The 18,647-nt window shown below is 65.0% G+C and carries 15 protein-coding genes and 1 tRNA gene; 11 read left to right on the top strand and 5 right to left on the bottom strand.

Annotation, left to right across the window (positions count from 1 at the left end; translation table 11 throughout):
- Positions 1–40 precede the first annotated feature (40 nt).
- From AC5RVN_RS09125 to AC5RVN_RS09095, 7 genes are all read left to right on the top strand, one after another.
- Positions 41–1,444, top strand: coding sequence for an MFS transporter (locus AC5RVN_RS09125; RefSeq protein ID WP_494137728.1), 1,404 nt, complete (start codon positions 41–43; stop codon positions 1,442–1,444).
- Positions 1,445–1,546: 102 nt separating this feature from the next.
- Complete coding sequence (locus tag AC5RVN_RS09120; RefSeq protein ID WP_494137727.1) at positions 1,547–2,665, top strand: Gfo/Idh/MocA family protein; 1,119 nt, start codon at positions 1,547–1,549, stop codon at positions 2,663–2,665.
- Positions 2,662–3,612 (top strand): DUF6807 domain-containing protein, encoded by a 951-nt coding sequence (locus AC5RVN_RS09115; RefSeq protein WP_494137726.1) that lies wholly within the window; start codon positions 2,662–2,664, stop codon positions 3,610–3,612. The genes AC5RVN_RS09120 and AC5RVN_RS09115 overlap by 4 nt, the downstream gene beginning before the upstream one ends.
- A gap of 53 nt (positions 3,613–3,665) precedes the next feature.
- Entirely contained in the window at positions 3,666–4,355 is a 690-nt protein-coding gene (locus AC5RVN_RS09110; protein ID WP_494137725.1) for a cupin domain-containing protein, read from the top strand.
- The gene (locus AC5RVN_RS09105; protein WP_494137724.1) at positions 4,352–5,419 is read left to right on the top strand and encodes a LacI family DNA-binding transcriptional regulator; all 1,068 of its coding nucleotides are present in this window, start codon (positions 4,352–4,354) and stop codon (positions 5,417–5,419) included. Before AC5RVN_RS09110 ends, AC5RVN_RS09105 begins: the two co-directional genes overlap by 4 nt.
- A complete protein-coding gene (locus tag AC5RVN_RS09100) occupies positions 5,406–5,888 on the top strand; it encodes a cation:proton antiporter regulatory subunit (RefSeq protein WP_494042432.1) in 483 nt (160 codons plus the stop codon). Before AC5RVN_RS09105 ends, AC5RVN_RS09100 begins: the two co-directional genes overlap by 14 nt.
- A gap of 5 nt (positions 5,889–5,893) precedes the next feature.
- Complete coding sequence (locus tag AC5RVN_RS09095; RefSeq protein WP_494104918.1) at positions 5,894–7,075, top strand: cation:proton antiporter; 1,182 nt, start codon at positions 5,894–5,896, stop codon at positions 7,073–7,075.
- Positions 7,076–7,094: 19 nt separating this feature from the next.
- Here AC5RVN_RS09095 and dcd read toward each other — a convergent pair whose 3' ends face one another.
- Positions 7,095–7,670 (bottom strand): dCTP deaminase, encoded by a 576-nt coding sequence (dcd, locus tag AC5RVN_RS09090; RefSeq protein ID WP_387547836.1) that lies wholly within the window; start codon positions 7,668–7,670, stop codon positions 7,095–7,097.
- A gap of 128 nt (positions 7,671–7,798) precedes the next feature.
- Between dcd and AC5RVN_RS09085 the strand changes: the two genes are divergently transcribed.
- The gene (locus AC5RVN_RS09085) at positions 7,799–9,535 is read left to right on the top strand and encodes a CAP domain-containing protein (protein WP_494137723.1); all 1,737 of its coding nucleotides are present in this window, start codon (positions 7,799–7,801) and stop codon (positions 9,533–9,535) included.
- Positions 9,536–9,539: 4 nt separating this feature from the next.
- Here AC5RVN_RS09085 and AC5RVN_RS09080 read toward each other — a convergent pair whose 3' ends face one another.
- Complete coding sequence (locus AC5RVN_RS09080; protein WP_494042429.1) at positions 9,540–10,001, bottom strand: SRPBCC family protein; 462 nt, start codon at positions 9,999–10,001, stop codon at positions 9,540–9,542.
- A 233-nt stretch (positions 10,002–10,234) separates the two neighbouring features.
- Between AC5RVN_RS09080 and AC5RVN_RS09075 the strand changes: the two genes are divergently transcribed.
- Positions 10,235–10,308 (top strand) — tRNA-Gly (locus tag AC5RVN_RS09075).
- Position 10,309: 1 nt separating this feature from the next.
- Here the strand turns inward: AC5RVN_RS09075 and AC5RVN_RS09070 are convergent.
- Complete coding sequence (locus AC5RVN_RS09070) at positions 10,310–11,695, bottom strand: MFS transporter (protein WP_494042428.1); 1,386 nt, start codon at positions 11,693–11,695, stop codon at positions 10,310–10,312.
- A 144-nt stretch (positions 11,696–11,839) separates the two neighbouring features.
- Between AC5RVN_RS09070 and AC5RVN_RS09065 the strand changes: the two genes are divergently transcribed.
- Both AC5RVN_RS09065 and AC5RVN_RS09060 read left to right on the top strand, forming a co-directional pair.
- Positions 11,840–12,694, top strand: coding sequence for a LysR family transcriptional regulator (locus AC5RVN_RS09065; RefSeq protein WP_494042427.1), 855 nt, complete (start codon positions 11,840–11,842; stop codon positions 12,692–12,694).
- Between the two features lie 167 nt (positions 12,695–12,861).
- Positions 12,862–13,179, top strand: a complete 318-nt coding sequence (locus AC5RVN_RS09060) for a hypothetical protein (protein WP_494042426.1) — start codon at positions 12,862–12,864, stop codon at positions 13,177–13,179.
- Positions 13,180–13,272: 93 nt separating this feature from the next.
- On the opposite strand, the gene AC5RVN_RS09055 is transcribed toward AC5RVN_RS09060, so the two are convergent.
- Both AC5RVN_RS09055 and AC5RVN_RS09050 read right to left on the bottom strand, forming a co-directional pair.
- On the bottom strand, positions 13,273–16,776 hold the full coding sequence (locus tag AC5RVN_RS09055; RefSeq protein WP_494137722.1) for a proline dehydrogenase family protein: 3,504 nt from the start codon (positions 16,774–16,776) through the stop codon (positions 13,273–13,275).
- Between the two features lie 269 nt (positions 16,777–17,045).
- The gene (locus AC5RVN_RS09050) at positions 17,046–18,509 is read right to left on the bottom strand and encodes an amino acid permease (RefSeq protein ID WP_494042424.1); all 1,464 of its coding nucleotides are present in this window, start codon (positions 18,507–18,509) and stop codon (positions 17,046–17,048) included.
- Positions 18,510–18,647 lie beyond the last annotated feature (138 nt).

Here is an 18,647-nt window from a genome sequence, read left to right as displayed (position 1 = left end):
GTCCCCTGCCTGTTCGCCACGGGCGGATACGATGCATCGTATGAACAGCGCCAGCGCGCCAGGGGCCACGCACCCGTCCTCGGAACTCGAATCCGCGAATCAGGCAACCAGCAAAGGCCGGGTCCTGGCTTGGGCATCCTGGGACTGGGGGTCGGCGGCCTTCAACGCTGTGATGACCACGTTCGTGTTCACCGTGTACCTCACCTCCAATGCCTTCGGCGGGGAGGACCAGGCCTCAGCGGTCCTGGGCGGGGCACTGGCCGTTGCCGGCTTGGCGATTGCGCTGCTGGCTCCGGTTACCGGGCAGCGCTCGGACGCCGGCGGGCGGCGCAAGCTGTGGCTGGGAGTGAACACCGCCGCCGTCGCCATCCTTACCGCGCTGTGTTTTTTTGTATTCCCGCGGCCCGAATTCCTCCTGCTGGGAGTGTCACTCATCGCCCTGGGCAACGTGTTCTTCGAATTTGCAGGCGTTAACTACAACGCCATGTTGGCCCAGGTCTCCACACCGAAGAACATCGGGAAGGTCAGCGGATTTGGCTGGGGCGCGGGCTATCTGGGTGGCATCGTTGCGCTGCTGATCGTCCTGCAGCTGTTCGTCCAACCCAGCTTTGACTGGTTCGGGGCCTCCACCGAGGAAAGCCTGAACATTAGGCTCGTTGCCGTCTTCTCGGCCCTGTGGTTCTTCGTCTTCGCCCTGCCGGTGTTGTTTGCCGTGCCTGAGCTGCCGAAGGCGCCGCAGGCACGACGGCTGGGAATCGTGGCCAGCTACGGGCTGCTGATCCGGAGGATCAAGGCGATTTATGCCACGAGTCCGCACACCATCTACTTCCTGCTGGCGAGCGCAGTCTTTCGTGACGGGCTTGCAGCGGTCTTCACCTTCGGCGGCATCATCGCCGCGGGCACTTTCGGTTTTGAACTGTCGCAGGTCATCTTCTTCGCGATATTCGGGAATGTGGTCGCCGCTGTGGGCGCCATCACCGGAGGATTCCTCGATGACAGGATCGGCCCCAAGGCCGTGATCGTAGGCGCCCTGGCAGGGCTGCTGACCGCCGGCACCGCCATCCTGGTCCTGGGAAACGACAGCTACAACTTCTTCGACATGGAGTGGCCCGGCACTACCACCTTCTGGGTGTTCGGGCTTTTCCTCTGCCTGTTTGTGGGGCCCGCCCAGTCCTCCTCGCGGGCGTACCTGGCGCGCCTTGCACCGCACGGCGAATCCGGTGAACTCTTCGGGCTCTACGCCACGACAGGCCGCGCCGTCAGCTTCCTGGCGCCGGCGCTCTTCACCCTCTGCATCACCCTGGCCACCCCGCTGGTGGCGCCAGGCGAAGCACAGCGCTGGGGCATTTTGGGAATCATGGTGGTACTCCTTGCCGGGCTCCTGGTGCTGCTGCCGGTTAAGTCGCCGGGCAAGGCGCCCATTGCGGTAGTCCCGGCGGCCTAATCCTCCGGCACTCCTTCCCGCGCGCCCTGGTTCAGTAATAGGTATTGACCCCGACTGTTATCGATCACATACTGGTGGTGAATGACCATCTGAATCCTTTCAATGACCAGGAGCACCACCATGGAGCAGGCGCCGCAACGCCCCCGCGCGGGAATCATCGGAACGGGCGGCATAGCCCACGCCCATGCAGAAGCATTGGAACTCGCGGGCGCGGAGCTTGCTGTCGCTGTCGATATCGACGCAGACCGGGCAACAGCATTTGCGGCGAAGTTGGGGTTCGCACAGACGGCTCCCAGCCTCACTGCTGCCGCAGAAGCGGGACTGGACGTCGTGGCCGTGTGCACACCCCCGTCGTCACACGCCTCCCTGGCCCTGGAGGCCCTGTCCCTTGGCCTGAACGTGGTGCTCGAGAAGCCCCCGGCGCTCTCACTGCGGCAGATGCGCGAATTGCAGGAGGCCGAACGCGCATCAGGCAAGCACGTCAGCTGCATTTTCCAGCACCGCTTTGGCAGCAGCGCGCGGAAACTTGCCCTGCTGCAGGATTCCGGAGTCCTCGGCAATGCGCTCACCGGCTTCTGCAACACCTTGTGGTTCCGAGACCAGGAGTATTTCGATGTTCCGTGGCGTGGCCTTTGGGATGTCGAAGGCGGCGGTCCAACCATGGGTCACGGCATCCACCAGTTCGATCTGCTGCTCCACCTCTGGGGTCCGTGGCAGGAAGTTACCGCCTTCGCCGGCAGGCTCGCACGCCGCACGGAAACCGAGGACGTTTCCACCGCCATCGTTCGTTTCGAATCCGGCGCCCTGAGCACCGTGATCAACTCTGTCATATCACCGCGGGAAACCTCCCAGCTACGGTTCGACTACGAAAATGCCACCGTGGAACTCGAGCACCTCTACGGCTATGACAACGCCCACTGGCGCTTCACCCCGGCCCCGGGGCAGGAACACCTCTCCGATCTCTGGACGGACGGGCAGGCCGTCATACCCAGCGGTCATCCCGCGCAGTACGCGCACATCGTCGACGCCATCGGCTCGGGCCGCGTGCCGCCCGTCACGCTTGCCGAGGCCTACCCCACGATGGAACTCGCAGCCGCAATCTACGCTTCCGCCATCACCGGCAAAACCGTGCGCCGCGGGGAAATCACTGAAGGAAACCCCTTCTTCGACCGTGCTGACGGCCGGTTCGAACCCTGGAAACTTGAAAAGAGCAATGCATGAGCGCCGGGCCCTCCGCAAGCCACCTCAGCTGGTCTGATGACGGTGCCGCCGTCGCAGTCTCACTCGACGGCGTGCCCGTCCTGACGTACACCTATGCCGCCGACGATCCCCAGGTGGAGTCGCCGCGGCCGTATTTCCATCCGGTCCGTACCGTGGCGGGCGACCTCGTGAGCGCCTACCGCCCGCATGACCACGTGTGGCACAAGGGCATTGCATGGTCGCTGCCGCACCTGGGGGCGGACAACTTCTGGGGCGGGCCGAGCTACCGCCGGGGCCAGGATTACCAGTGGTTGCCCAACAACGGTGCCATGCGGCACGGTGAGATCCGCCAGGCAGTGGACGACGGCGGAAGGTTCACTTTTGCCCATACACTGCAGTGGATCACGCAGGCGGGGGTGTCCGTCGTTGAGGAGGAAAGGTCTTTCCAGGTAGTGCCCGGCGGAGACGCCAGCTACACCCTGGTCTTCGACTCGGTCATGACCAACGTCTCCGGCAAGGACATCCATGTCGGGTCGCCCACCACAGAGGGGCGGGACAACGCCGGGTACGGCGGGTTGTTCTGGCGCGGTCCCCGGTCCTTTGCCGGCGGAACCATCATTGGGCCGGGCGGGGCGGCGGGTGAAGAGTTGCGCGGCCAGCGCGCACCCTGGCTTTCCTTCGTTGGCCAACACGATGAAACCTGCCGCTTCTCCACCGTGGTCATGGTTGACGACCCCCACAGCGCCCACCCGCAGCCTGAATGGTTTGCCCGGTCCGAGCCCTTTGCCTGTATGGGGCCGGCGCCATTCTTCAGCCGGGAGGTTTTGTTTGAGGCCGGTTCCACTGTGCGCTACCGGTACGGCGTAGTCATCGCCGACGGCGGGGCGGACGCAGCCCGGGCGGAAGCGCTGGCCACTGCAGCACGCGACGTCCTTGCCGGTGCCTCTGCACCCCGGGCGGGCCGGTGAACGGAGCACAGGACACACCTCTCGCAGTTCCGGGCTTTCCCGGAGGTACCGCCGTGACCGGCCTGCGGGTCTATGACTGGGAGGCCTCTGACGGTTTGTGCGGCGGCTCCCCGCACCTGCACACCGTTTCCTCGGAGGCCTATCTGGTAACGAGCGGAGCCGGCCAGGTCCACACCATCACCATGGATGGTGTGGCCGAGCACAGCCTGGCCGCCGGGTCGCTGTTATGGTTCAGTCCCGGCACTGTGCACCGCCTGGTCAACACGGATGCGCTCACGCTCAACGTGATCATGTCCAACGCCGGCCTGCCTGAAGCCGGAGATGCCGTGCTGACCTTCCCGCGGCCCGTCCTGCTGGACCCGGACCTTTATGCCGAGTACGCCGTACTTCCCGCCGCCGCTGACCAGCAGATGGTTGCTGCGGCTGCACGCCGGCGGCGGGACCTGGCCCTGGAAGGATACGAGGAACTTCGAAGGTCTGTCCGGCAGGACGGACCGGAGGCCCTGGCCGGGTTCCATCGCCTCGCCGCCGCACTGGTCCGCCCGAAAGTTGAACACTGGAAGGAGCTCTGGGCGGCAAACGTCCGCAGCCAGGTGGACGCCACCGGGCAGGCCCTGCAGGAACTCCAGGACGGCTCGGCGGCCTCCATGGCAGGGGCGGCAGTGGCCCGGGCCCGGCAGCGGACCGGTGAAGGCCACGGCATGTGCGGGCACCTGACCACGTGGGATGATTCCAGGCTGTGACGAACCCCCCAGCCGGGCCGCAGCAGCCCGTCCGCGCCGCCACTATCTACGAAGTGGCCCGGCTCGCGGGGGTCTCGCATCAAACGGTTTCCCGTTACATGGCGGACCCTTCCAAGCTGAAAGCGGCCACCGCGCAGAAGGTGGAGCAGGCTATGGCGGAATTGAAATACTCGCCTAACCTCACCGCCCGTTCCCTACGGACCAAGGCCACGTACCGGCTCCTGGCCCTCGTGCCCGGCGGCTCCCCCTACTTCCCGTCCCGGATGCTCAACGGCGCGGCCGCCACTGCCCGCGCGGCCGGCTACCAACTCGACGTCGTGGCCCTTGAAAGTACCGGGCCCGAGCGCACGGCGCGGCTCCGCGGAATCCTCGACGGCGGTCCCTACGCCGGGATCCTGTCATTCGTGCCGATTCCGGGCAGCGACCTCCTGCAGGCCCAGGGACGCATCCCCGTGGTAATCGCCGGGGAGTACGACGACAAGATGCGGGGACAGGGCAGGATAGCCGACGGCTCCGCGGCGCGGGCGGTCGTGGCGCACCTTGCCGGTTTGGGGCACCGCCGCATTGCCCACATCGCCGGACCCCAGGAGTGGCCGGCTGCGCGCAACCGCCTGGCCGTGTACCGGCAAGCCGTCAGTGACGAAGGCATCGAGGACGGGGGCGTTGCCCACGCTGACTGGAGCTCCGCCTCCGGTTATACGGCAGCCAGGACGCTCATGGCCGATACCTCCATCACCGCCATTTTCGCCGCGAACGACCAACTGGCCATCGGCGCCATGCGGGCGCTCCACGACCTTGGCCTCCGCGTGCCCGCAGATGTGAGCGTGGTGGGGTGGGACGACCAGCCGGAGTCCGCTTTCCTGGTGCCCTCGCTGACCACGGTGCAGATGGAGCTGGAAGCCCAGGGAAGCAGCACAATAAACCAGCTGCTCGCCGCACTTACCCCTGATGCGCAGGCTCCCCCGGAACCCGGCCCGACAGGCATGCAGCTGGTCCTGCGGGAATCCTCAGGTCCGCCACAAGAAGGTCACGGCAGACTAGGCTTAACCCATGAACGTGGATGAGACGGACCTTCCGGGCCTCGGCCGTCGGAAGGACTTCATGACAGCATCCGGCCGCCGGATTGGCGTTGTGGAGCTGCGGGAAGGCCAGACGGAACTTATCGTTTCCACCTGGGACGACCCCGATACCTGCCAGGCATCGATTCCCCTGACCGGGGACGAAGCTGCGACCCTCGGAAACCTCCTGGGCGGGCAGCACCTTGCCATGAAGCTCACCGAAGAACATAAGGACGTGCCCGGCATTGTCACCCGGCAGTTCTCCATCGCACCCGACTCCCCGTTCCAGAACCAGCCCATGGGGAAGGCCTGCATCCGCACCCGTTGCGGGGTTTCCATCGTGGCCATCATGCGCGAAGGCGAGGTGCTCCCTTCGCCGGGACCCGACGTCGTCCTGCACACCGGTGATCTGCTGGTAGCAGTCGGCACCCAGGAAGGCCTCGATACGGCGGCCGATATCCTGCGTCACGGATAAACGTGATGGACCCGCTGGCCCTGACCCTCATCGAACTGGGGGCCGTTGTGTTCTGCCTGGGCCTGTTGGCCAGGCTGGCCGGACGGATCGGAATGTCACCCATCCCGCTGTATCTCCTGGGCGGGCTCGCTTTCGGCGCCGGCGGGATCGTCAAGCTCGAAGGTATGCACGAGTTCGCACACCTCTCCGGGGAAATCGGCGTCATCTTGCTCCTGCTTATGCTCGGACTGGAATATACCGCCGCCGAGCTTTTCACCGGACTCCGCCGCTCCTGGCAGGCCGGCGTGCTGGACCTGGTCCTTAACTTCGCGCCGGGCGCTGCGCTCGCCCTGCTGCTGGGCTGGGGCGGGGTGGGCGCAATGGTGATGGGCGGGGTCACCTACATCTCCTCATCGGGCATCGCCGCGAAGGTCATCACGGACCTGGGCCGGCTGGGTAACCGCGAAACTCCGGTGGTGTTGTCCATCCTTGTCTTTGAGGACCTGGCCATGGCGGTCTATCTTCCCGTCCTCACCACCATCCTTGCCGGAGTCAGCTTTCTCGGCGGCCTCACCACGGTGGGCATCGCGCTGGCCGTCGTGAGCCTGGTGCTGATGGTGGCCCTCCGCCACGGGCACCACGTGTCCAAGGCTGTGCACAGCGAAAACTCCGAGGTGTTCCTGCTCAACGTCCTGGGCGCTGCACTGCTGGTGGCCGGTCTCGCTTCGGCCATGCAGGTGTCCGCGGCTGTGGGGGCTTTTATGCTCGGCATCGCCATCTCCGGCGCCACCGCCCACAACGCCACCCGAATCCTTGAACCGTTGCGGGATCTGTTTGCCGCCATCTTCTTTGTGGCGTTCGGTCTCAACACGGACCCTTCGTCCATTCCCCCGGTGCTCGGCTGGGCACTCGTGCTCGCCCTGGTCACGGCAGCAACAAAAATGGCAACGGGAATCTGGGCGGCCAAGCGCATGGGCATCGCACGCCCCGGCCGCTTCCGCGCCGGGGCCACCCTGATAGCCCGCGGCGAGTTCTCGATCGTCATCGCCGGCCTGGCCCTCGCGTCAGGTGCGATCCCGGAAGAACTTGCCGCACTGGCCACCGCCTATGTGCTGATTATGGCCGTGGTGGGGCCGCTGGCGGCACGGTTCGTGGAACCCCTGGTGAAGTCCGTGCTGCCGTCCGCGGGCGTTGCCGCGAAGGCGTGACAGCAGTTGGCGTGGCCGCCTAGATGGACGTGCGGTGGAAGTTCAGGTGGCTGCGGCTGGCTGTAGGCCCGCGCTGGCCCTGGTAGCGGTTGCCGTAGTCGCCCTGCCCGTAGGGGTAGGCGGCCGCGGACGTGAGCCGGAAGAAGCACAACTGGCCGATCTTCATGCCCGGCCACAGCTTGATGGGCAGCGTTGCCATGTTCGAAAGTTCCAGGGTGACATGGCCTGAGAAGCCGGGGTCGATAAAGCCTGCGGTGGAGTGCGTCAGCAGCCCCAACCGGCCCAGGGAGGACTTGCCTTCCAGCCGGGCAGCGATGTCGTCAGGGAGCGTAACGGTTTCATAGGTGGAGCCTAGGACGAACTCGCCCGGGTGCAGGATGAAGGGTTCGTCCTGCTCCACTTCCACGAGGCGCGTGAGCTCGGGCTGCTCCTCTGCCGGGTCAATGTGCGCGTACTTGTGGTTGTCGAACAGACGGAAGAATTTGTCGATCCGGACATCCACCGACGACGGCTGCACCATCGCAGGATCGTAGGGTTCCAGCACGATCCGCTGGGAGTCTATTTCGGCACGAATATCGCGGTCAGAGATCAGCACCGTCCCAAATTACCGTACTGGTTATCCCCACCTGCATTCTTTCGTTGTTCAAGTAGTCCTATGGGGCTAGTGTTGCCTCAGTGATTCAGGCGCCGGATGGTCTCCCGGATGGCCCAACAGAGCTGGGGATGTTTGTGAATAGATTTGTCGCGCCCTCCTTCATTGGCGTGCTTTGCGCGTTCGCGCTGGTTTCCTCGTCTGCGGGTACAACCCCCTTGCCGCTTGCGGCAAGCCAGGCGGCAACCGCCGGTCCCCGCAGTGTCATCCTGGGTCCCGCCGGCCTGCACGACGGCGGTGGAACTTCCCCGAATGACAGCACGGCCGCGTCCACACTCACCCCCGCCGTGGAACCGGACGTTCGTTCGACATCACCGGCCGCAGTGGCGGGCACGGTGCCGGAGCCGGCTGCTGAGGTTCCCCCCGTAGTAGCCATGCCGGCACCTGCACCGGCCGCCACCCCTGCTCCGGTGGCACCGGCCCCCGAAGTCCCGTCCATCCCGCCGCTTTGGGCTCCGGACGAGGAATTGGCTGCGCCGTCCCAGCGCCAGGCAGCCCCTGAATCTGCTGCCGCCTCCGCCCTGCCCTCTACGGAGGCCCTGGTCCCGGACAGCAACGCGGCAGCTGTTTTGACCGTGTTCAACAGAATCAATGAATACCGTGCATCCAAGGGCTTGAACCCGGTGAAGTACCACCCCACGGTGGCAGGGTTGGCGCAGGACTGGTCCGACAACATTGCCTCGCGTGAAGTTATCGAGCACCGGGCTAATTTTTGGACCGACCCCCGGGCGATGAATCCCAACAACGGCGCCGGTGAAGTCATTGCCATCCGCACCGACCGTGACGCCGTCCAGCTGGTGGAGTGGTGGAAGGGTTCCCCCGGCCACAACGCCATGCTGATTGATCCGCGCTTCAACGTCATGGGTGCCGGGATCAGCTACACGGACCGCACGTATCAGATTTGGGGCGTGGTGAACTTTTTTGGTTACACCACACTGCCGGCTGGCACCGTCAACTCGCCCGGCGGGACGGGGTCGGGCGGCACAGGGCCCGGAGGGGCTTTCCCGCCACCGGCGCCAACCGTGTGCGACGCTCCGGTCAGGCACATGCCGCCAACCCTTGACCTCTCTGCCGCAGCCATCAAGGGGCCCGGCGATTTGGTGACTGTGGACTCAGCAGGTCAGCTGCTCGCCCGTACTGTCACCGGTGTACGCACCTATTCCGCGCCGAAGGTGGTTGGGTCGGGCTTCGCCGGTGCCAAGGAAGTTTTCACCACCGACTGGGACCGCGACGGCGCTTACGACCTCCTGACGCAATGGAACAGCGGCACTCTTACCCTTCATCGCGGTATACAGGGCGGTGGCTTCCAGCCGTCCGTGACCCTTGGAAGTGGCGGCTGGGAAACCCTCACCCTGGCAGTGGGTGGCTGGTGCGCCAACAACCGGATGCCCCAACTCCTTGCCCTGGACTCCGGCGGCGGCCTCTACCTGTATCCGAATAAGGGGCTGGGGGACCTTTCGCAACGTGCGCCGATCGGCAACATCGGCGCAGCGAGGAAGCTGTCCATGGTGGATTACGACGCCGACGGGTTCCAGGATGTCCTGGCGCTGCGGACTGATGGATCAGTGCAGCTCCACCGCGGCTGGGGCACCACCGCCCTGCGTGCCGAGGCGAGGGCCACCGTGGCCACGGGCTGGGGCGATGTCACGGGCATCCGGGCGCTGCGGGAGGTCACCGGCCTGAACTCCACCGGCCTGTCCCTGCGCAGGGCCTCGGACGTAGTGCAGTTCTGGGACCTGAGCTCAGGAAGTCTCCTGTCGCCGTCGAACATCGCTGGCCCCTGGGCGGGGCAGCGGCTGGCGCAGTAGGAGCCTAAAGGGCCGGCTGGAGCTCCATGACGTCCTCGAGGCGCTCCAGCTGGGCCACCTCCGAGCTGAGATTCCGCTGGGCCATGCGGCTCAGGAACCCAAGCCTGTGCAGGAAACCGAACCGGCCCTCGGGCCAGAATTCGAGGGCGAAACGGACGCGGGTCCCCGATGCCTCGGTGCTGAGGTAGTAACCGCCCACGCGCTGTCCCAGGCCTGAGGTTACCCGGAACTGGATTTCGGCCCCTGGCCTGGCTTCGGTAATTTCCAGGTCCGCCGGAATGCTCAGCCCGGACCGTCCTGCCACCATCTTCCGGTACACAGCGCCTTTGGTTCCGGCGGAACCCTTGTGCAGCTTGACGCTGCGGACCGACTCGCGCCATGCGGGAAGGTTTGTCGCGTCGAGCAGGTACTGGTACACAGCCATGGCGTCGCGCTGGATGAGGACCTCATGCTCTGCGAATGCCATCGGGATCTTTCATGGTTGACGTCTGCCTGCGGCAGCTGCACCCCCCGGCACCGCAGCTACCCGGAACAGGTTAGCCCGCGCTCCCCCGCCCCCGCCTAGCCAGGACACGGTACGTTACTGAAGAGTTACTGGATGACGGCCAGTGACCGGACACGGCCGGCCCCTCCCCGCGGCTTGGGCGGCTGCCCGCTACTTCTGCGCTAAGCTATGTTCTGCCCCTGAAACGGGGCGATGCGGCTGTAGCTCAATGGTAGAGCGCTAGCTTCCCAAGCTTGATACGCGGGTTCGATTCCCGTCAGCCGCTCCAATCAGTCTCCGGCTGCAGCCCGCCGGGTGATATGCACAGGCCGGCGCCGGTCCTTCAAATCAACCCTCAGCATCAGCGAGCCCTTTCGGGCCAGGACGACGGCTACTGTCAGGGCGGCGAGGGCCGGAACTCCTCCGGCCACGAGCAGGGCCAGGTGCGGGCTGGCGTGCTCCGAGAGCCAGCCGAGCATCGGGCCGCCGATCGCCTGTCCGCCGATCAGCACCATGATGTACAGGCTCATGACCCGGCCCCTGATGCCCATGTTTGAGCTTACCTGGACGAGCTGGTTGGACCCGGTGAGGAACATCAGGCACCAGAATCCGGAGAGCACCATCACTGCTCCGAACACGGGCATCGACGGCGCGAAGGCCGCTAGGCAAAGCATGACGCCGTACATGCCGGCGCAGAACACTACCGAACGCAGCCTCAGCTGCCGGCGCCGGGTGGACGCCACTGCTCCTGTCAGCGCCCCGAGCGCCACGAGGGCGTTCAGCAGCCCATAGCCTCCCGCGCCGACGTCGAACACGTGATCGGCAAAAGCCGCCAGCACTACCGGCAGGCTCATGGCAAAAACCGCAATGAACCCGGCCATCAGCCACGGCCAGTAGATAGTCGGTTTACTGAGTGCATAGCGGAGCCCCTCACGGAGCATGCCTTTGCTCTTAGGGGCAGGGGCACTGACGAACAGGCGGTCCTTCCGCAGGATCAGGAGCATCACAACTGTTGTACAGCAAGCTACGGCGTTGCCGGCGAATGCCCACCCTGCCCCAACTGCCGTCAGCAGCCATCCGGCGAGGGCAGGACCAATAAGGCCGCCCAGCTGGAAGGTGGTGGAGTTGACGCTGATCGCATTGCGCAGGTACTTCGGACCAACCAGTTCGTTGACGAACACCTGCCGGGCCGGCTGGTCCAGCACGGTGACCAGGCCGAGGACCAGGGCGATGACGTATACGTGCCAGACCTCGACAGCACCGGTCAGCGCGAGAACCGCGAGCGCCCCTGCGAGCAGCGCGGCCATGCTCTGGCACAGGATCAGGATCTTCCGTTTCGAAAACCGGTCCGCCACCATGCCGCCCCAGGGTCCCAGCAGCAGGGAGGGCAGGAACTGCAGCGCCACGGTGATTCCCACGGCCGTCACGGAGCCGGAAAGCTGCAGGACCATCCAGTCCTGGGCGATGCGCTGCATCCAGATGGCGATGACCGCGATGAAGTGCCCGATGGCAAAGATACGGAAGTTGGGAACACGCAGGGAGATGAAGGTGTGCTTCCACGGAAGGCGTTCAGGGACGACGGCGAGGGGCTGGGTCTGGTGGCCCGGCGGGGCGGAGCCGGCGGAGTCGATAACGGGCTGGGTGACGGTTGCCGATGACGGCGGTGGGGGTGCCACAGGAGTGTCCTCAAATTGCGGTGGGTCCGGGATGCGCTTAACGCTAGGCTTGGGGCACCCGATTATGGGGACGTATCGTCCCTATAACTCGTATTGCAAAACGCAATGACAGAGTTGTCCGCTTCTCGCCGCCGGGAGTTTAAAGTGTTCGAACCAGCCCAGTTGCGCTCCTTCCTGGCGGTGGCCGAAACCCTCAGCTTCACCAAGGCGGCGGAACGGCTGGGGCTGGCCCAGCCCACCATCAGCCAGCACGTGCGCAAGCTTGAAACCGCCGCAAAGCGGGTGCTGATCACCAGGGACACCCGGGACGTGCGGCTGACAGACAACGGTGATGCGATGGCCGGGTTCGCACGGAACATCCTCTCCGCCCATGACGCCGCAGCACGTTACTTCTCCGGCTCGGCCATGCGTGGACGGCTGCGGTTCGGCACCGCTGACGACCTGGCCATCACCGGGCTGCCGCGCATCCTCCGTGAATTCCGCCAGATCTATCCGCAGATCAACCTGGAGCTTACGGTCGGTCAGAGTGACCAGCTCTACCGGAAGCTCAACGCAGGGCAGTTGGACCTGGTGTTCGTAAAGTGGGTGGCCGGCGCCAAGGATGGCACAGTTGTCCAGCATGACTCCTTCTCCTGGGTGGGCCAGGAACAGACAGTGCTGGAACCCGGCGCGCCCGTCCCGCTGATCGCCTACCCCTCACCGAGCCTGAGCCGGAAGCTCGCCATCGATGCGCTGGAATCCCACGGCAGGACGTGGCGGATTACGTGCACTACGCGCCAGATCAGCGGCGTCCTGGCTGCCGTCCGGGCCGGCATCGGGGTCGCGGTTATGCCGTCCTCCCTCGTCCCCGAGGACCTGAAGATCATCACCCGGCGCTTTGACCTGCCCGCAGTGGGCGATGTGGACTTCACCCTGATCCGCAACCCCTTGGCCAACTCCGAAGTGATCGACGCGCTGACGCAGTCCATAGTGGGGCGGACCATCAATCGGCCGGCCTGAGAACCACGGACAACACCCGCGCGCCGGAGGGGGGAAGACAGCCCGTTCTCCATTGATGCCGGAACGTTGCATAACCTATGCTGGTTTTCCCATGGTCAAGCAGCTGGCCAGTTCTTCAACACGAGTGCGTCCCGCACACCAGGGTCCGCACCCGGGACAGGCAGCCAATGACGACAGCCAAGAACACCCATTACAGCTCAGCACATGTCCGCCCGCATAACACTGCGCGGCCGCCAGCTACCCGCCGTTCCAACCTCGGTTCCGGTCTGGCCACCACTGACTCCGGATACGTGGGCAAGCCCACTTGCGACAACTGCCGCACCGACGAATTCGTTTACCTCGAGTCTTACATTCCGCCGACATACCGGCGCGACGGTTCCGTCGCCACCCTGGGTGAAGCCGCCTACACCTGCACCCGGTGTGAGGAGTTCTCCGCCCACAGCGTCCCGGTGAGCTGGTCGCCGCCAGGTTGGTACCTGGGCTGACGGACCGCCAACCAAGTAAGCAACAACAGAAGGCCGGGTGGCCACCGTGAAGGTGGCCACCCGGCCTTCTGTTTTCCCCTGCAACGAGCGGTGCTAGATCAGGGTGTCCGACAGGTGGTTCGGCGTGCCAAAGCGGTGCGCAGTGATGCTGACAGCCTGCTCGTGCAGGAACGGCAGCAGTTCAACGCGGCCCGCCTCGGTGACCGGGTGTGCGTAGACAGCGAGGTCAGGACGTCCACCCGTAGCCTTTGCCATGGCCGCAGAGTCTCCGCCAATCAGGCGGATGCGTGCCCCCGAGAGCTTCCCGGCAGAAGCGAGCCGGCCAGCTGTAGCCAGCCATTCGCCGTCGGACTCAACCTTGACGTCAACGTCCAGCGCAGTGAGGACCGGACGCAGCTGGGCGGGAAGCTCGACGGCGGTGGACACCGTCAGCTCCGAACCGGCCAGCACGCCTGCTGCTACGGTCCGGACAAGGTGCGCGAGCGGCGCTCCTTCGGACAGCCGGACCGTCACGGGCAGGCTGCGGTACCGGAAGATGTTGCGCTCGGCGCTGAGGCCGGAAACGTCCTTCGCCGTACCGAACTCCTCCGCCCAGGCCTGCGCGTCCGAGGCCAGGGCCCGCTGGACGGATTCAAGCTCGGCAGGTTGCAGGTCGGAACCGGCGGCGTTGACGATCCGCCGGACACCGGGGTGGCTGGTCGTGGCATCCGCGGTGCTGCGGGCGGACGTCCAGTCGCCCAGGCCGGCCAGGTAATTGGGCCCGCCTGCTTTGGTTCCTGCACCAACGGCGGACTTCTTCCAGCCGCCGAACGGCTGGCGTTGCACGATGGCGCCGGTGATGCCACGGTTGACGTAGAGGTTACCGGCCTGGATGTTCTCCAGCCAGATGCCCAGCTCCTCGGAGTTCAGGGAGTGCAGGCCGGCGGTGAGGCCGTACTCGATCTGGTTTTGGATCGCGATGGCCTCTTCCAGCGTCTCGGCGGTCATCACGCCCAGTACCGGGCCGAAGAACTCGGTCAGGTGGAAGTAGGAACCGCGCTTGACGCCGTACCGCACGCCGGGGCTCCAGAGCCGGCCGGTGTCATCCAGCTTCCGGGGTTCCACTGCCCAGTTTTCGCCTTCGCCGAGGGTGGTGAGGGCATTGAGGAGCTTTCCGTTGGCGGGCTCGATGATGGGGCCCATCTGGCTGGTGGGATCCTCGGGGTAGCCCACCTTCAGGGAGGTGACGGCGTCGATCAGCTGGTTGTGGAACCTCTTCGACTTGGCAACCGAACCAACGAGGATCACCAGTGAGGCGGCGGAGCACTTCTGGCCGGCGTGGCCGAACGCAGAGTAGGCAACGTCCTTGGCGGCAAGGTCCAAGTCCGCACTCGGGGTGACGATGATGGCGTTTTTGCCGCTGGTTTCGGCCAGGAGGGGCAGGTCCTGGCGGAAGGAGCGGAACAGCTCCGCGGTCTCGTAGCCGCCGGTGAGGATCACGCGGTCAACCGCCGGGTGTGAGATCAGCTGCTTGCCGAGTTCCCGCTCACCCAGCTGCACCATGGTGAGGACGTCCTTCGGCACGCCTGCTTCCCACAGTGCCTCGACCATCACGGCGCCGCTGCGTGCGGCCTGCTTCGCGGGCTTGATGACGACGGCGGAGCCGGCGGCAAGTGCCGCGAGGGTGGACCCGGCCGGAATGGCGACCGGGAAATTCCACGGCGGCGTGACCACGGTGAGCTTCGCCGGGATGAACGTGGCGCCGTCGACCTTGTCCAGCTTGCGGGCGGACTCGGCGTAGTAGTGGGCAAAATCCACAGCTTCGCTGACCTCGGGGTCACCCTGGTCGATGGTCTTGCCGGTCTCGCTGGCCATAACCTCGAGCAGGTCGGCGCGGCGGGCCTCCAGGACGTCGCCGGCGCGGTGCAGAATCTCGGCCCGCTCGTCCCCGGAGAGTGCACCCCAGGCTTTGCCCTTCTCCACGGCAGTTGTAATTACCGAGTTCAGGGTTGCCTCGTCCTTGACTGAAGCGGCCGCGACGGAAGCGTTGCCCAGGGTGGAGGACGGAACGCGTTCCAGGATGGCACGGCCCCAGCTGCGGTTGGCGGGGAGCGAGGGATCAGTGTCCGGGGTGTTCTCGAAACCCTGGTGGGGCATCGGGACCGGCGGCAGGCTGCGGTTCTGCTGCCGGTTCGCCGGGGGAACCGTGTTGTCCAGTGCCGAGAGTGAGGCGAGGAAGCGCTGTTTCTCCCGCTCGAACAGGACCTCGTTTTCGCTCAGCTCAAAGACGGCCGACATGAAGTTGTCCTGGCTCGCGCCCTCTTCGAGGCGGCGGATCAGGTAGGCGATGGCGACGTCGAACTCGGCCGGGTGCACCACGGGTGTGTAGAGCAGCAGCGAACCGACATCCTTTTTGACGGCTTCAGCCTGGCCTTGGGCCATGCCCAGCAGCATCTCGAACTCGATGCCGGATTCAACGCCGCGCTGCTTGGCCAGGAGCCAGGCGAAGGCGATGTCGAAGAGGTTATGGCCCGCCACGCCGATCCGGATGTTCTGGATGCGGTCCGGGTGCAGGGAGTAGTTGATGACGCTCTTGTAGCTGGTGTCGGAGTCCTGCTTGCTGCCCCACGTGGCCAGCGGCCAGTCGTGCAGGGAGGCCTCCACCTGCTCCATGGGCAGGTTGGCGCCCTTGACCACGCGGACCTTGATGGCGGCGCCACCGGCGGCACGGCGCTCGGCGGCCCAGTCCTGGAGCCGGATCATGGCCGAGAGGGCGTCGGGAAGGTAGGCCTGAAGCACGATTCCGGCTTCGAGGTCCTTGAACTCGGGCTTGTCTAGAATCCTGGTGAAGACCGCGATGGTCATATCCAGGTCCTTGTACTCCTCCATGTCCAGGTTGATGAACTTGGCTTTCTTTCCGTTTCCGGCGAAGGAGGCGGCGCGCTGGAACAGCGGCGTAAGCTTCTCGACGACGTGCTCCACGGCCTCGTCGAAGGCCCAGGCAGAGTGCGGGGCGACGGTGGAGGACACCTTGATGGAGACGTAGTCGACGTCGGGGCGTGCCAGCAGGGTGTGCGTGCCTTCGAGCCGGCGGGACGCTTCGTGCTCGCCGAGGACGGCCTCACCGAGGAGGTTGACGTTGAGCTTGATGCCGTCCTTGCGGATCTTGGTGATGGCCGGGCCCAGCTTGGCGTCCGTGGCGTCCACAATGAGGTGGCCCACCATTTCGCGGAGGACCTTGCGGGCAATGGGAATAACAACCTGCGGCATAACCGGGGCCATGGTTCCGCCCAACTGGACCGCGCGGCGCATGTACCAGGGCAGGAAGGCCGGAACCTTCGGGGCCAGGGCTGCAAGGTTGCGTGCGGCCACGTTCAGGTCTTCCGGGCGCACCACGCCGTCCACGAACCCCACGGTGAACTCAAGCCCGTTGGGATCCTTCAGCACGCCTGCGAGCTGCTGTGCGGAAGCGTCGACGGGAACTTTGGATGCCTCGGTCAGCCAGTGGCGGACCAGCGCTACGGTTTCATTTGCAAGCGCCTTCGCCTGCGGCACATCGACGTCGACGGCCGGCACTGTTCCGGCGGCGACTGCGGACTCCATTGCTACGTGGGTCATGGCTTTTTCCTCATTCTTTCCTGTGGTTCGAGGAGGTCTTACCCACCAGTATGAGCCTCGGTTCACATAAGATAAAGCGATCTTTCCTGAGCAATACAGGTTAGAAAAGATGATGGTTATGAACGGCGCGAGGACCTTCATCAGATGCCCTCTTACCACTGACTTAAAACACCGAACCCTCCCGCACCTACAGTGCGGGAGGGTCCGCGCGGGACGCGTCAAAAGTGAGAGAGCGTCCCTGGAAAACGGGTGATACGTGAGAGAGGGTGTCAGCGCAGGGGGCGGTGCATCTCCACGATCTCCTCGTGCCGCGGGCTGTTGGGGTTCATCAGCGAGTTCCGGCGGCCGTAGAAGAAGTAGATGGCCAGGCCTACGATGAGCCAGACGCCGAAGCGCGCCCAGGTTTCCCAGTGCAGTTGGAACATCAGGAATGCCGACGCCAACACACCGAACGCGGGGATAACCGGCATGAGTGGCAGGCGGAAGGTCCGGGGTGCGTCCGGCTTCTTGTAGCGGAATATGATCACCGAGAAGCAGACGACGACGAACGCGGCGAGGATGCCGATGTTGGTGAGGTCCGCGACGGCCTTGATGGGGAATACGCCGGCCAGCAGGGCAGAGGCGACGCCGGCTATCCAGGTGACGCGCTGCGGGGTGCCGTGGCGGTCCGTCTTGGCGAACCAGCCGGGCAGCAGGCCATCACGGCTCATTGAGAACCAGACGCGGGTAACGCCCAGGAGGAACGTCAGCATCACGGTAAGGATGGACAGGACCGCGAACACCGAGATGATGGTGGCAATGACCGGCAGGCCAACGCCGGTGAAGGCTGAAGCGAAGCCGGCCGTGGGGTCGATGTCCTTGTAGTTCTGCATTCCGGTGAGCACCAGAGTGGCGGCCACGTACAGCAGCATGGCAATGATCAGCGAGAGGATGATGGCCTTGGGCATGTGCTTTTTGCCGTCGGTGGCTTCCTCCGCCGCGGTGCTCATGGCGTCGTAGCCGAACACGGCGAAGAAAACGGTGGCCGCGCCGGCAAGGACGGGACCGAAGCCGCTGGGCATAAACGGGTTGTAGTTGTTGGTGTCGATGTAGAAGACACCCAGTCCGATGATGAAAAGGATCAGGAGGACCTTGATGGCAACGGCCACGAGTTCGAACCGGCCGAACGCCTTGGTGCCGCGGGAAAGGATCCAGGTCACCAGCAGGCAGACCACGATGGCGGGGATGTTCACAACGCCGCCCCTGCCCTCATCAGCCGTGGACGTCATCCAAAGGGGCATGTTGATGCCGATTCCGGAGAGGAAGGCGTCGAAGTAGCCGGAGATACCGATGGCCACCACGGCCACGATGGCGATGTATTCCAGCAGCAGGTCCCAGCCGATGAACCAGCCGACGATCTCCCCCAGCGCAACATAGCCGTAGGTGTAGGCAGAGCCGGCCCGGGGGATCATGCCGGCGAACTCTGCGTAGGACAGCGCGGCGGCCGCCGAAGCGAGGCCGGCCACCAGGAAGGAAATCAACACGGCGGGCCCCACCCCGGGTGAGCTTTCGCTTCCTGCTGCCACCAGTCCCGCAAGGGAGAAGATGCCGACGCCGATGATGCCGCCTACGCCGATCGCCGTAAGCTGCCACAGCCCGAGTGACTTGAAGAGGCCACTGTGTTTGTTTTCTTCCTCAATGTCGTCAATGGGCTTGCGCCTCATGATCGACTGGCTCATATCTCTAGTGCTCATCAGGAACTCCTGCTTGGGGTGCGACCCCGCCGCGGCACGCCTTTAGGCGCTGTGACGGGGGTAACTCGGTTCCAACAGTATGCAAGCCTGCTTGCATTAGATAAAGTGGCTACTTCTAACCTATATTCGTTAGTTTCA

The organism is Arthrobacter sp. sptzw32, assembly GCF_059089735.1.
Note: the sequence above shows the minus strand (reverse complement) of the source record. Positions and strands in the feature narration are given on the sequence as shown.

What these genes read in the sequence shown, in the direction of transcription:
- AC5RVN_RS09115 (WP_494137726.1), top strand. Translation starts at nt 2,662, where the DNA reads ATGAGCGCCGGGCCCTCCGCAAGCCACCTCAGCTGGTCTGATGACGGT.
- AC5RVN_RS09060 (WP_494042426.1), top strand. Translation starts at nt 12,862, where the DNA reads ATGACGACAGCCAAGAACACCCATTACAGCTCAGCACATGTCCGCCCG.
- AC5RVN_RS09125 (WP_494137728.1), top strand. Translation starts at nt 41, where the DNA reads ATGAACAGCGCCAGCGCGCCAGGGGCCACGCACCCGTCCTCGGAACTC.
- AC5RVN_RS09085 (WP_494137723.1), top strand. Translation starts at nt 7,799, where the DNA reads ATGTTTGTGAATAGATTTGTCGCGCCCTCCTTCATTGGCGTGCTTTGC.
- AC5RVN_RS09050 (WP_494042424.1), bottom strand. Translation starts at nt 18,509, where the DNA reads ATGAGCACTAGAGATATGAGCCAGTCGATCATGAGGCGCAAGCCCATT.
- AC5RVN_RS09080 (WP_494042429.1), bottom strand. Translation starts at nt 10,001, where the DNA reads ATGGCATTCGCAGAGCATGAGGTCCTCATCCAGCGCGACGCCATGGCT.
- AC5RVN_RS09100 (WP_494042432.1), top strand. Translation starts at nt 5,406, where the DNA reads ATGAACGTGGATGAGACGGACCTTCCGGGCCTCGGCCGTCGGAAGGAC.
- AC5RVN_RS09120 (WP_494137727.1), top strand. Translation starts at nt 1,547, where the DNA reads ATGACCAGGAGCACCACCATGGAGCAGGCGCCGCAACGCCCCCGCGCG.
- AC5RVN_RS09095 (WP_494104918.1), top strand. Translation starts at nt 5,894, where the DNA reads ATGGACCCGCTGGCCCTGACCCTCATCGAACTGGGGGCCGTTGTGTTC.
- AC5RVN_RS09055 (WP_494137722.1), bottom strand. Translation starts at nt 16,776, where the DNA reads ATGACCCACGTAGCAATGGAGTCCGCAGTCGCCGCCGGAACAGTGCCG.